This window comes from Streptomyces sp. NPDC036813, assembly GCF_055609245.1.
On record NZ_JBVJPV010000016.1, the window covers coordinates 148,036 to 160,982 of the forward strand.

The 12,947-nt window shown below is 70.6% G+C and carries 8 protein-coding genes and 1 pseudogene; 2 read left to right on the plus strand and 7 right to left on the minus strand.

Annotated elements, in window-relative coordinates; genetic code table 11:
- Window positions 1–13 precede the first annotated feature (13 nt).
- A complete protein-coding gene (locus ACZ67Q_RS29935) occupies window positions 14–475 on the minus strand; it encodes a hypothetical protein (RefSeq protein ID WP_471188421.1) in 462 nt (153 codons plus the stop codon).
- Window positions 476–524: 49 nt separating this feature from the next.
- On the minus strand, window positions 525–1,235 hold the full coding sequence (locus ACZ67Q_RS29940) for a 3-keto-5-aminohexanoate cleavage protein (protein ID WP_471188425.1): 711 nt from the start codon (window positions 1,233–1,235) through the stop codon (window positions 525–527).
- Between the two features lie 200 nt (window positions 1,236–1,435).
- Between ACZ67Q_RS29940 and ACZ67Q_RS29945 the strand changes: the two genes are divergently transcribed.
- Complete coding sequence (locus ACZ67Q_RS29945; RefSeq protein ID WP_471188427.1) at window positions 1,436–1,825, plus strand: peptidoglycan-binding domain-containing protein; 390 nt, start codon at window positions 1,436–1,438, stop codon at window positions 1,823–1,825.
- Window positions 1,826–2,539: 714 nt separating this feature from the next.
- Here ACZ67Q_RS29945 and ACZ67Q_RS29950 read toward each other — a convergent pair.
- On the minus strand, window positions 2,540–3,571 hold the full coding sequence (locus ACZ67Q_RS29950; RefSeq protein ID WP_471188429.1) for a medium chain dehydrogenase/reductase family protein: 1,032 nt from the start codon (window positions 3,569–3,571) through the stop codon (window positions 2,540–2,542).
- A 174-nt stretch (window positions 3,572–3,745) separates the two neighbouring features.
- Between ACZ67Q_RS29950 and ACZ67Q_RS29955 the strand changes: the two genes are divergently transcribed.
- Window positions 3,746–4,411 carry a TetR/AcrR family transcriptional regulator gene (locus ACZ67Q_RS29955; protein WP_471188431.1) on the plus strand — a complete coding sequence of 222 codons (666 nt, stop codon included), beginning with the start codon at window positions 3,746–3,748 and terminating at the stop codon, window positions 4,409–4,411.
- Between the two features lie 235 nt (window positions 4,412–4,646).
- On the opposite strand, the gene ACZ67Q_RS29960 is transcribed toward ACZ67Q_RS29955, so the two are convergent.
- From ACZ67Q_RS29960 to ACZ67Q_RS29975, 4 genes and pseudogenes are all read right to left on the minus strand, one after another.
- A complete protein-coding gene (locus ACZ67Q_RS29960; RefSeq protein WP_471188433.1) occupies window positions 4,647–5,312 on the minus strand; it encodes a DUF817 family protein in 666 nt (221 codons plus the stop codon).
- A pseudogene (locus ACZ67Q_RS29965) lies at window positions 5,255–5,692 on the minus strand (hypothetical protein); the annotation flags it as partial. The gene ACZ67Q_RS29960 and the pseudogene ACZ67Q_RS29965, both read right to left, overlap by 58 nt.
- 279 nt (window positions 5,693–5,971) lie before the next feature.
- Window positions 5,972–6,478, minus strand: coding sequence for a hypothetical protein (locus tag ACZ67Q_RS29970; protein WP_471188436.1), 507 nt, complete (start codon window positions 6,476–6,478; stop codon window positions 5,972–5,974).
- Between the two features lie 9 nt (window positions 6,479–6,487).
- The gene (locus ACZ67Q_RS29975) at window positions 6,488–12,664 is read right to left on the minus strand and encodes a DNRLRE domain-containing protein (RefSeq protein ID WP_471188634.1); all 6,177 of its coding nucleotides are present in this window, start codon (window positions 12,662–12,664) and stop codon (window positions 6,488–6,490) included.
- Window positions 12,665–12,947 lie beyond the last annotated feature (283 nt).

Sequence of the window (12,947 nt, forward strand, 5' to 3'; positions counted from 1 at the left end):
ATTTCCGTCACCCTCACGAGGGTAGTGACGAGCCCGGAGCGCCTCTGCCCCGCCGCGCCGCCACACTCTTCGGGGCCGCGAGGCCGGTCGCCTCGGCCCGAGCTGCGGCTGCCGCCTCCAGCAGGGACCAACCGTCGATCTCCACCACGCCTCGCCCCTCCGGCCGCCACCCCGCGGTCAACGCCGCGTCGAGCAGGGCCCGGGCAGCGCCGGGTTCGTGGAGGTTCAGGGAGGCACCGCGGACATACCCCACGTCTCCCGAGCCCAGGGGAGCCCCGCCCGGGACGTACTTGCCCGGGCCCTCGGTGAAGACGATGCGCAGGGTGCCGCCAGTGCCGGCCGGCTGCGGGTGCAGCGTGAGGGTCTCGCGGCATGACCGGCCACTGTCCGCCCCGCTGTGGCTGTGACGGAGCGTCCACAGATAGGCGCGCCCGTCGGCGATCAGCCGACGGGGCCTCTTCGGATGACGGGGCACGGAGCCCAGGGTACGCGGCTTGAACCACAAGCCCCTGGCGGTGGCCAGGTCAGGCAATGATCTCGCGTGCTGCGCGGACGAGGGCGGCGTTGCCCGGGGCGGGGGCGCCGTCGGGGAGGTGGAGCACGTCTTCCAGGCCGATACGGGCATCCAAGCGGCGGGATGCGGCAAGTCGCAGGACGGGCCACGCGGTGGTGCCTTCGCCGTGCAGGAGAATCGGCGTGGCAGCCGGTTCGAGTTCGTCCAGCAGAGCGGCTGCGGCGTGGAGCGCGTCCTGCGGGGCGGGCTCGGTGATCTCGGCCAGGACGCGCAGGACTCGGCTGGAGCCGGGCCAGTTCACGAACCGTTGTGCTGCGGAAGTACCGGAGTAGATGCCGGCTTCGATGCCGATCCCCCGCTCCAGCAGGGCCGCGGCGACATCGGTGGCGCCGTCCTCGTGCCAGTTCACCGAAGCGTGGTCGGGCAACACGGTCCAGGACCGGACCTGGGCGGCCCGGGCATGGGGGTCTGCCGTGGCCCATGCACCGGTGGTGACCCCGACCGCGATACCTGGGACAGCAACCCGCACCGCGCTCACAGCGGCGGCGACGGCGGCGGCTTCCAGTGTGTCCCGACCGTCGCGGTCCTTGGGGTGCAGATGGACGTCCTCGGCGCCGGCGGCCACCGCCTCGCGGGCCGCCACCGCCAACTCGTCGGCGGTCACCGGCAGATGGGCACACTCGGCACGGCTTCGAGCACCGTTGAGACAAACCTGCAGCATGGTGTCATTGTCGCCGGCACCCTGGCCGGCACACTCATATGGCTCGACACGTGGTCGACAAGACGCCACCCCGTGCGCGGCGTGGCGGATTGAATCGACTTCGAACTGATGAACAAGATTGGACTGTTCGAATCGGGGGTGACGTCCAACGACGTCACCGAGCTTCCCTTCATGGGAGCTCGGAATGGAAAGAGACAGCCATGCTCAGGCGCATCATGACTCAGGCCGGACTCGTCGTCGCCGCGGGTGCACTCCTCACAGGCACCACCATCGGCACGGCTCAAGCCAACACCAGCGCCGGCAACATCGGTTACGCATACGCCAACAACACCCACGCCGTTTGGTGTGTGCAGCAGCTGACCAACTCGTACGCGAAGTGGGTGGGTGGGCGTGCCCTGATCGACCAGGACGGTGTCTGGGGACCCAAGACCTACGATCAGGTCCGCTGGTTCCAGAGCCACTGGCCCGCGCTTCTCGACGCGGACGGCGTCGTCGGCCCGAAGACCGGCAACGTCCTGCTCTACGCGAGCGGCGACACCGTCTACGGGGGTGATGGCTACTGTGCGACGTACATCCCGACCACCACGTGAAGCTCCCGAAGCCTGAAGTTCTGCACGCCGCCTCAGCGCCTCGAGGCACAGCGCGGCGCGTGCCCGCCGGTACTCCCGCTCGGTTCGGCCGTCTCCGTGCCGAGCCGAGCGGCCGGCCAACTCCCCGCGGCGCGGCTTGCCCCACCCGCACTCCGTCTCCCGGCAGCTGAGTAGGCGTACTCATGCCAGGGGCGAACAGGCGACGGAGGATGAGCCCATGCAGCCTTCCGCCTGTCACCCCCGGCACAGCTCGACACAGCAACGGCCGGGAACGCCACGTGTACCCCGTAGCTGGTACTTCGCTCCCAGCGCCTCGCTGGGTCTGGCCTTTCTGTGTGCGGGATACGCAGCGGCTCAGTGGTGGGAGGCCATCACCGGGCGAGCCCGTGCGGGTGTGCAGAACCGCTTCCTTCATGGCGTCGACGCGGTGATCTTCCTGCTCAAGGATTCGTTCGGAGACGGCAACAGCCCGCCTGAGCACCCTCATCACACGGTGGCGGCGGCGCCGCACCACCTGGATGTGGGCCTGCCCTTGGTTCTTGCCGCCGTTCTGGCTGCCGCAGGGCTTCTCGGCTTGGCATGCTTGGCGGCGATGCAGCGGAGCCGCCAAGGACGCCACGTGCCTCGATGGAGGGCTGACCGTCCGTAGCACCGTGTGCGCAGCGCGGCCGGCGCGGCGATGGCGGCGGGGACGAGCCTCATGCGTGCACGACGTCAGGCGTGCAGCACGACCTTTCCGACGACGGTGCCGGACTCGGCCAGCCGCATCGCCTCGGCGGCCCGGGTGAGCGGCAGTTCCGCGGCGATCTGAGCGGTGATCTCGCCCCGAGCGAGCGCCTCGAACACCTCGGTGAGGTCGGTGCGCAGCCGGGCCCGGAAACGGCTGGGGCCGAGGGCGCGGCCGGCCCAGACGTTGAAGAAGTACGCGCGGCGGCGGTTGGGCAGTGCGTTCCACAGCCAGACGCGGGCCAGGAGTTTGAGGACGGGCCACTGCTTGGAGCCCTCGTCGTCGCGGGTGGAGGCGCTGCCGTAGGAGACGAGCGTGCCGCCGGGCGCGAGGAGGTGCCAGGAGTCGACGATGCTGCGGCCGCCGACGTGGTCGAAGACGGCGTCCACGCCGTCGGGGGCGAGTTCGCGGACGCGGGCCGGGATGTTCTCGGTGCGGTAGTCGACGGGGGTCACTCCTCGCTCCCGCAGGGCGGCGTGGTGGCGCGCGGAAGCGGTACCGATCACCTGCGCTCCCGCGGCCTGGGCGAGCTGGACCAGGACCGAGCCGACTCCCCCGTTGGCGCCGTGCACCAGGACGGTCTGCCCGGCGCGCACGCGGGCCTTGCGGTGCAGCATCTGCCAGGCCGTGATGCCGTTGATCACCACGGTCTCCGCCTGCGCAGCGCCGATCCCGTCGGGGACCGGCACCACGTCGGCGGCGTCCACGACCACGTGGGTGGCCCAGCCGCCGACCTTGAGCAGCGCGGCAACTCGCGTGCCCGCGAGGCCGGGAGCGACGCCGTCGCCCGTCGCCATGACGATGCCTACCAGGTCGTAGCCCGGGACGAACGGGAAGGGCGGCTGGTCGTAGTACCGGCCGCGGCGCATCTGCTGCTCGGCGAAGGAGACACCGGTCGCCTCCATGCGGACGACGACCTGGCCCGGGCCGGCAGTCGGGACGGCTCCCTGGCGCACCTGGAGCCCCTCCGGCTCGACCTTGCCCGGCAGCACGACCTTGGTCATTTCCCCAGCGTTCATCAGAGCCTCCATCGACTTCCCGCCCAGTTAGCGGCTAGCGCGTTCGTTAGAAGTTATAACTCCATGGAAGAGTGATGGTCAAGAGCTTTCGTAATAGGGTCTAACCAGAGCGCACGCCGAGCAGCTCACCCGGCTCCCAGGCAGCCGGTGCTCCAGGAGGGAAGGGACGATCACATGACAGTCGCCGGCAAGGAGACTCCCCGCGAGCGCTACCGCGCCCAGGTCAGGGCCGAGATCAAGGAGCGCGCCCGGGAACAGATCGCCGCCGCCGGGGCACCGGGGCTGTCCCTGAACGCCATCGCCAAGCAGATGGGCATGAGCGGCCCCGCGCTCTACCGGTACTTCGCCAGCCGGGACGAGCTGATCACCGAACTGATCCGGGACGCCTACCGCAGCCTCTCGGACACCGTCCGCACCGCCGCCGCGTCAGGCGCCGATCTGGCCGGCCTCGGGCACGCACTGCGCACCTGGGCACTGGACGACCCCCAGCGCTACTTCCTCATCTACGGCACACCGGTCCCCGGCTACCACGCACCCGACGACGTCACCGAGATCGCCTCCGAGATCATGCAAACCCTCCTGGACGCCGCCCAGCCGGCCGGCAACACCGGGGCCACTGCGGACGACGGCGCCCCCGACGCCCGCCTGGAGGCCCACCTCGCCCAGCACCGGCAATGGGCGGCCGGCCACCCCGCGCCCCCGGCCGTACTGCGCCGCGCACTGCGCTTCTGGACCCGCCTGCACGGCATCCTGTCCCTGGAACTGGCAGGCCACTTCACCGGCATGGGCCTGGAGCCGGCCGAGCTGTATGACAGCGAACTGCGCCACCTGAGTCAGTAGGCCCCCCGGTGGCCGGGGCAGCGCCGAGATGCTGAACGGCGAGCCGGGCCGCAGCCGGGCCGGCGATTTCCGGGAGTCGCAACGCCCTGAGCGATGGCAGGCCGGCGGTCCTCGTCCGGAACCGGCCGGACGAGAGACAGGGCGCGCCGGAGGGTATCGCGTTCAGGGTGGCGTGACCTCCCCTGCGGTGCTGCCTTGCCCCGTGCGCCTGTTGCCGCCAGGAAGCGGTGGCCGGTCAGCTGGTCTTGAGGGAATCGGGCGCCGGCGCCGGGCGGGCAGCCGTGAGGTGCTCGACGAGGACGAACGTCACGCTGATCAACAGCGACCAGGCGCCGAACTTGGCCAGGGGCACCGGCCGCCGGCCGCCGAGCTGCTGCGGGTAGCTCCAGGCACCCGGGTAGGTGGCCGTGTTCTCCGCGACCCACAGGAAGAAGCCGATCAGGACGAAGGAGACGGCCAGCGGCATCCGGTGGCGATACGGGCCGACGCTGAACCCCACCCAGGTTCCGGCGCAGCCCTCGCGGTCCCGCGGAGCCTCACCCAGGCGGCTCAGGGCGCTGACGGCCCGGAACGTCGCCCACGGGCAGTCGGTCCCGTCACCCGCCTGGAAGGTGAACCCGCCGGCCGGGCTCTGCTGGTCCTTGAGCCAGTTCAGCAGCTCCTCACGGTCCCACGGCAGCGGACCGCGTCCGCCCGTGGCCGAGCTCCAGGCGGTGACGGCGCAGTAGCAGGCTCGCGCGCCGGAGGTGCCGTCCTTGGCGTGGGCGGGGCTGCAGGCCAGTCGACGGCGACGCGCACCGAGCCGGTGCTGCCGTTCTTCATGCCCACGGCCATGGGCAGGCCACTGGCCAGTTGCCGGTGGACCTGGCTCTCCACGGTCCGTGCGCCGATGGCGCCCCACGAGACCAGGTCGGCCAGGTAGGCCGGCGCCGCCGGGCTCAGCCACTCCGTGGAGATGGGCAGCCCCGTCTCGGCGATCTCCAGCATGAGCGCCCGTGCGGTGCGCAGTCCCCCGTTCAGGTCGAGGCCGCGTGCGCGCGGTGTCGCCCGCCTACGCCGTTCGGCGGTAACCGCTGCGTCACGGAGCCGGTTCGTTCCCTGGCCGGCAGGTGGAGACTCTGCATCGTTCCTCAATTCATCCTGTTTCAGCGCATACATGGACGTCGGTAACGAATGATTCGGGCGGGACCTCGGCTCCCCCGGGTGTGCTCCGCAGGAAGGCCGACCGCATCGGTGACGGTGGCCCCGCCGTGTGCGCGATCGTCCGGGGAGCACACGCATCACCGTGCCCGATGCGAGAGAGCGCTCGCCACCTGTGCCGTATGCAGCAAGTTGTTGTGCGCCTTGCTGCACGCCGGAGAACCGCGCGCCGGGCGGCGTCGGCAACGGGAGACCACCGCCTACCTGACACAGCAGGTGCCCGGTACCCGCCTGATCGGCAGGGCACCGGGCACCTGTGTCACTCGGCCGCGGTCTTCACTCAACCGCGGTCTTCACTCGACCACGGATTTCAGCCAACCGCGGCCTTCCGCTCGGCCGCGCCTTCGCCCGGCCGTTCTTTCACTTGCTCTTTCGCGGCGCCGGCTGGGGCTTGCAGGTCCACTCCTCATCGATCAGTTCGATCACGGACTGGTCGTATCGGGAGGGGTTCCAACCGTCGTCGAGGAACAGTGCGGTCACCACGTCCACGGGGCTGTCCAGGACGTCGGGCGAGCAGGTGTCCGCCGGCGCGCCGCGGCGCGTCAGGAGATTCTGCGCGGCCCTCATGTCCCGTACGCCGATGCGGTACGTGGCCTCGACGGTGACCACCTGGGGCTTCTTTCCCTTCGCGGCGCTGTCCGGGGCGGGTTCTTCCTTCTCCGCCCGGACCGCGAACGGGTTGCCCCAGCGGGTTTCCGCGAAGCAGGCGTCCGCGTATCTCTGCACCGCGTGCGTCAGCCCGTTGACCGCGGACATCACGGCCACCGAGTCGTCCGGGCCGCTGTGCAGTTGGAGTGCGTGCGACCGCACCGCATCCGCCACGGCGTCGGCGAGGGAGAGCAGGTCGTCCGCCGTCTCTTCAGCCATTGCTCGGGTCTACCATCCGTAGTGCTCCGTGTGGGAGATCTCGCCCCACTTGTTGTAGTAGTCGACGTGCACGTGGTTGCCCTTCCGGCACGGCCCCCGGAACCGGCAGCGGCCACCTCGTTTGGCGTCCTCGCGGGCCCTCGACTCGGCCTCCTTGCGCGACTTGTAGCGCTTTCCGCCGTTCGACTTGTTCTTCTTCGCCTTGAAGAAGTGCCAGTGCCAGTGCCAGTGCCAGCTCACGTGCCAGCTGACGTGGACCGGGTGCTTGTAGAGCCAGTATGCCCCGCCCACCGCGGCCGCACCGAGCAGGTAGACGCCGTAGCCCTCGGCCACGCAGCCGTCCCAGAAGCAGCGTCCGTCGAGGTCGGTGCCGTTGACCGGGTCCTGCGCGACGTAGTCGTAGGCGTTCGCCGAACCGCCAGGAACGGGGTCGACCGAGAGGAAGCGGCCCGTTGCGGAGTTGTAGAGGCGGACTCCCATGAGGGTGAGGCCGGTCGGGGTCTCACTGGAGCGCTGCTCCGCGCCGAGCCATCCGTAGCGGGTGGCGGGCTGGCCGGCGCGCGGGTTGCCGTACTCGTCGTAGTCGAGGACGGTCGGCGCGACGGAGGTGTCGGCGGGCAGCATCAGGGCCGTGTCACCGTGCAGGTCGGCCAGTTGCAGGACCGTGCCGCCGCTGTCGGTGGTGGTGGCGGCCAGGTTGCCGTCGAGTCCGTCGACGTTGCGGGTCACGGCTCCCGTGGAGGTGTCCTCCACCACCCAGCGCGGATCGTCCGAGTCGGAGTCGTAGTGGTTGAGCTTGGAGGCGGTCTGCGTCCAGGTGCCCGCGTTGTCGGTCTCCGTCGTCCAGCTGCGCACGCGCAGCGCGGAGTCCAGGGCCCAGGTCTGGCGCTGGGTGCCGGCCGTCTGCTGGCGGACGAGGTCGTTGGTGTAGTAGCCGATCGTCGAGCCGGGCAGGGCGGTGGTGCGGCCGAACGCGTCGTAGGTGTAACCGCTGTTCACCAGCCGGTCGGCGCTGTCGTAGGTGTTCGTCGTGGTGGTGGCTCCGCTGGTGGTGCAGTCCGTACCGACGGCGGCGGCGGAGGTGGCCAGCGTCTTGCGGTTGGTGTTCTTGTCGAAGGTGTAGGCGCGGGTGGTGCAGACCGCGTCGGGCGTGGTGTCCTGCACCTGGGTCAGGCGTCCGGCCTTGTCGTAGGCGTAGGACTGCGAGGACGTGACGCCGGGCGTGCCGGTGTGGGTGGCCCGCTGTCCGTGGACGGTGGTGGTGACGCTGTCGGACAGCAGGACGGTGCCGTCGCTGTCACGGGTGTAGGTGCGGCTGGTGGCGGTTCCGTCCGGGTCCTGCTCCTCGGCCATGGTGTAACCGCCCGGCAGTCCTTCGGTGGCCAGGTCTCCGTCGGCGTCGTAGCGGGCCGTGAAGGTGCCGGCGACCGAGTCGGTCATCGACGTGGTCAGGCCGCGCGGGTCGGCGGTGGTGTCGTAGGTGTAGGTGGTGGTCGACGGCACGCTGTCGGTGACCTTGACGGGCCGGTCCAGCGCGTCGTACTGCGTGCTCGTGAGCCCGCCGTCCGCGTCCGTGTAGGACATCAGGCGGCCGAGCTGGTCGTACGCCTTGGTGATGGTGCCGCCGGCGGTGGACGTCTGCTTGACGGCCTGGCCGGTCGCGCTGTCGTAGCTGGTGGTCACCGCCGGGACCGCGGTGCCGAGGCCCCCGGTGATGGTGACGGTGGTCGGCCGGCCCGCGTTGTCGTAGGCCGTGGTGGTGGTGCGGGTGGTGCTGCCCGACGTTTCCGTGACGGTGGTGGGGTTGCCCCACCGGTCGTACTGGGTGGTCTTGGTGGGCAGCGTGGCCGGGTTGGAGCCGCCGCCGGTGATGGCCGCGGCCGGACCGGTCTGGCAGACCGCGTCCGCCCACTCCGGTCGCCCGCCACAGGTGCCGGTCCCGTCACCGGTGTAGTAGCTGGTGACCGTGGTGCCGGCGTCCGTCCCGCTGGAGGCGGGCTGGCTGGTCGAGACGATGCGGCCCTGGTCGTCGTAGCCGGTGCTGGTGGTCAGTGCCAGGCCGCCCGGGTCCTTCGTGACGGAGGTGGGCAGGCCCTTGGCCCAGTCGTACGTCGTCGACGTCACGCGCGCATCGGCCTGCAGGTCGGGCCACGAGCGCGGCTGCGCGCCGACGGTCTGCCGGGTGACCTGGTTCTTCACGGTGGCCGTGCCGTCGGTCGGCCGGCCGGTGTCGTACTCCTTGACGGTGTGCTGCCGGGCCGTGATCTGACTGCCGGCCGGGGCGAGGGTGGTGGTGCCGCTGGTGAGGTCCGCCGCCAGGGTGATCCGGTGCAGCGGTCCGTAGCTGTCGGTCTCCCGCTGGCCGTCGGCGCTGTACACCGAGGTGGTGGACAGCAACTGGGCGCGCTCGGCGGAGGCCAGGGCGTTGATGCCGAGGGCGGTCAGCTGGTCCTGCTGGGCCTGGGTGGCGCCCAGGGCGAGTTCGCGGTTGGCCGCGCTCAGCGAGCGGACGGTGTTGCCGAACTGGTCGTACTCGGCCACCGAGATGTGGTGCCCGGGTGTGACGGTGTCGACCTCGCGTCCGGAGGCGTCCAGGTAGTGGATGCCGGCCCGGGTGTAGTCGCCGGCGGTCAGGGCGGTCCCGTCCTGGGAGGCGGGTACCTGGTCGGCGGGGAAGACGGCGGTGGCGTCGGTGGGCAGGTCACTCTGCCCCCAGCCGGCCACCGCGCTCGCGCCGAGGTTCTCCGGGGCCGCGGCGCCGGTCAGCGGAACACCGTAGACGACGGTGGTGGTGGCGGTGCCGTTGGTCTGGCTCGCGCTGCCCGGGGCGAGCGTGGGACGGGACGCCGTGAGCAGCATGCCGGCACCGGCCGCCGGGTTGGAGCCCGCCTGGCCGTAGGTGAAGGTCCACGGCAGCTGTCCGGGCGGGGTGAGCGTGGTGACGCGTCCGGCGCTGTCGTAGGCGTAGGTGGTCTTCAGCGCGGGGCTGATGCGCGGGTCCCACTGTTCGCGCAGCCGGCCGGCGTCGTCGTAGGCGTACTGGGCCACGGCGACGGCGGTGGCGGCGGAGGCACCGGGAGCGGTCGACCACAGCTTGATCTGGGACACCTGGCCCGCCACGTCCCCGAAGGAGGTCGCGGTGGCGGTGGTGGTCGTCGGGTAGACGAACTCCAGCACCCGGCAGCCCTTGACCGACGGGTCGCTGTCACACGTGGCCAGCGTGGTGGCCGTGGTGGAGGCGATGATCCGCTTGGGGCGCGCCAGGGTCTTGCCGCCGACCGTGACGGCTTCGGAAACCACCTTGGTGGTGGAGTTGGCCAGGCCGTCGGCCAGCGAGCTGCTCACCGTCCACGTGGTCGCCGAGGAGTTCACCTTGGAGAAGGTGGTCACCGTGCCGTCGGTGTCGGACAGGGTGAAGTCGCCCGAGGTGAAGGACCCCTTCAGGGTGAGGTCTTCCGAGCCGGGTTCGGGCACCCAGCCGGTCTTCGCCGCGTTGGCGGTGAAGGTGATCGTGTCGCCGTCCGCGGTGGCCACGTTCAGCGAGGTGGCGGAAGTCTTCACGATCTGCGTGTAGTCGGATTCGACCGCCTCGGCGACCGTGCCGGGCAGCCACTCCTTGCCGAAGATGGCCGCCTGGCCCTCCTGGGCGGCACCGGCCTGGGGGGTGCGGGAGGATGCGGTGCGGGTCACCGTCATGCCGAAGAAGGAGGCGTCGGTGCCGGAGAGCGTGTAGTCACCGGTGAGCAGGTTCACCGAACCGGGCCCGACGCTCTCGGTGGCCGCGCCGTCGGCGGCGCGGTCGACGACCACGCTGATCGGGTCGGAGGAGGTGGCCGCGTTGTTCGGGCCGGTGAAGTCCGCGCGTACCTGCACGGTGCCGTCCGGAGTCACCGTGGAGGTGGCGTTCCACGTCAGTTTCGGGCTCTTGCCCGCGGTCAGGGCCAGCGGCCAAGCGGTGAGCGGCTGCCCGGCGTCGGTGACGTCGCCGGCCGGGATCGGGGTCCAGGAGTCGGCGTCACCTCGCCGCCAGGAGAAGGTGACCTTGTCGTATTTCGCTGCGTCGGCTTCCGCGGCCAGCGGGACGCGGGCGGCTGTGCGGGTGCCGTCGTCGGGGGAGGTGACGCCACCCGGGCCGACGTGGAAGCTGTAGGAGAGGGCCTCGGACTTGTTGTCCGCCTTGTCGGTCGCGCGCACCTGCAGGGTGTTGGTCCCGGCCCTGGCCGGGGTGACGGAGAACGTCACCGGGGTGGTGCCGGAGGTCGCGACCTTGGTCCAGGTGGTGCCGTCCAGCGACCACTCGATGCCGTTCTGGTCACCGGCCGGCGGGGTGACGGTGAACTGGCCGGGCTGGCCGGCACCCTTCACCCACTGGTCGCTCGGGTAGTCGGTGGAGGTCACCGAGGTCGGCGCGGAGGGGGCGGAGGTGTCGACGGTGAAGGTGGTCCAGTCGGACCAGCCCAGGTTGTAACTGGTGCCGTCGTACGGCGTGGTGCGGAACTTGTACGTCTTGCCGTTGGCCAGCAGACCGGAGGGAACCGTCACCGACGCCGCCTGTCCGGCCGGGACGAACGCCGAGGACAGGTTGGAGCCGACCTGAGTGCCGGTCGCATTGTCGGCGATCTGGAAGAAGCCCTGCACCTTGTCGTTGTTCGGGTCCGCGAAGGTGTCCCGCAACGTCGGCGTGAGGGTGTTGACGTACCAGGTGCCGCTGGAGTCCTTGAAGAACGGCGAGCCGGCCTGCCGGTCGGTGCCCGTGCGCGGCCGGTAGTTGTAAGTGACGACCAGCTTGGGCGGATTGGACGCCGCGTTCGCGGAGTTCACCCGCTTCCACGGCAGGCTCGTCGACTCGTCCGACGCCCGCAGACCCATGTTCGAGGTGGCGTTCTTCGCCGACGCCCACGTCTGCGCCAGGCTCGTCGCGTCCGCGGTGATCCAGCCGTCCGGCTGCGCCGAGCAGCCCGGGTTGCCGGTGGTCGCCGTCGACGTGGCGAACTTCTGGTTCCACGTCGGCTGCGACGTCCAGCGCGAGGACGTGGTGGGCTTGGAGGTGTCCCACACCTCCCACGGATACGCCTTGCAGTCGGTGTTGCCCGAGTGGAAGTTCCACAGCGACAAGGTCGCCTTGGACACCAGGGCGTCGGAGAAGGGGGCGGTGTTCCACGTGATGAACGAGCGGGCCGTGCGCGGCGTGCCGTCGGCGTTCTTGGTGCCCGGGTTGCCCAGGTCGAGTTCGGTGTCCGCGGACCAGTCGACGGTCTCGCCCTGCTGCACGTACGTGTCGAAGACGTTGCTCAGCGCCGTGGTGGAGGGGTCCACCGTGACCGGGAACTTCGTTGCCGCGTCGGCGAGGAAGCCTGCATCCGGGGTGAAGACGAGGTCGACGTCGGAGCCGTGCTGGACGACCTTCAGGCCGACCTTCGCCCGGTGGGTGTGCTCACCGGAGACCTTGTCGACGCTCGCGTCCCACATCACCGGGGCGGGCATCACCGCACGCTGCTTGCCGGTCCTGGCGTCGGTGAACACCACACTGCCGTCGGCCTGCTGCCTGGCCTTCAGGCCCTTGGCCTTGAGCGGCATGGTGTACGAGTAACCGCCGGCGGCGGGGCGCTGCTTGATGGTGACGTACTGCTCGAAGCCGGTACGCGTGGCTTCCACCACGACGTCCGCGCCGGGCACGGCGTCCCGGTAGGTCGCCTTCGGACCGTCCAGGACGGGCGCGGGCAGGCCACCCTTCCACTGCAGCTCCACCTGCTCCTGCCCCTGGCCCAGGGTGACCAGGGTGCGCGCCGCGGCCGTGCCGGCCGCCTTGAGCGAGGCGGGCCGGTTACCGCCCCGGCCGCCGAGGACCAGGCCCCTGGGGTGGGCCGCGGGGGCGATGGTTCCGTCGGCGCGGGCCGCCAGGTCCAGGTCCACGTCGACCCACTTGCCGCCGCGCCGGAACCGCACCGGACCGGCCGCGACCTCCGTGGTCAGCGACCCGTTCGGATTGACCCACGTCGTGGACGTCTCCGTACGCTCCGACAGGGCCTCGACCCGCTTGCCCGACAACCGGGCCGCCACCCGCGCCGACGGCAGGTCGGCCGCCTGGGTCGCCCAGTGCTTCGCTCCGGTCGTCACGGCCGAGGCCTCGAAGTGGGCGGATGCGGCGAAGGCCGTCTCGCTGCCCTCGAGGACCGCTATGGACAGCGCAAAGGCCAGTGAACCGGCCAGTGGCGCCGCCACTTTCCCGAAAAGCCCCCGCCGTCCTGTGGGCGACGACGGGGGAAGGTGCTGACGCACGCTCAACCTCCTGTGAAGATCCTTTGATGGACCGGGGGTGAGCATAAGTTGTGAACACGACAAGGTCGGGGCGCCAGAATGGTAAGGCTGTGGCCAATTGGTGCGTTCTCCCACACGGCTGTGCCACACCTTGGTCAGAAGTTTGCTCCGCCGTTGGAGAGTTCTCACCCGCGCCGACGACGGTGGACTG

What these genes read in the sequence shown, in the direction of transcription:
- ACZ67Q_RS29940 (WP_471188425.1), bottom strand. Translation starts at nt 1,235, where the DNA reads ATGCTGCAGGTTTGTCTCAACGGTGCTCGAAGCCGTGCCGAGTGTGCC.
- ACZ67Q_RS29950 (WP_471188429.1), bottom strand. Translation starts at nt 3,571, where the DNA reads ATGAACGCTGGGGAAATGACCAAGGTCGTGCTGCCGGGCAAGGTCGAG.
- ACZ67Q_RS29945 (WP_471188427.1), top strand. Translation starts at nt 1,436, where the DNA reads ATGCTCAGGCGCATCATGACTCAGGCCGGACTCGTCGTCGCCGCGGGT.
- ACZ67Q_RS29955 (WP_471188431.1), top strand. Translation starts at nt 3,746, where the DNA reads ATGACAGTCGCCGGCAAGGAGACTCCCCGCGAGCGCTACCGCGCCCAG.
- ACZ67Q_RS29970 (WP_471188436.1), bottom strand. Translation starts at nt 6,478, where the DNA reads ATGGCTGAAGAGACGGCGGACGACCTGCTCTCCCTCGCCGACGCCGTG.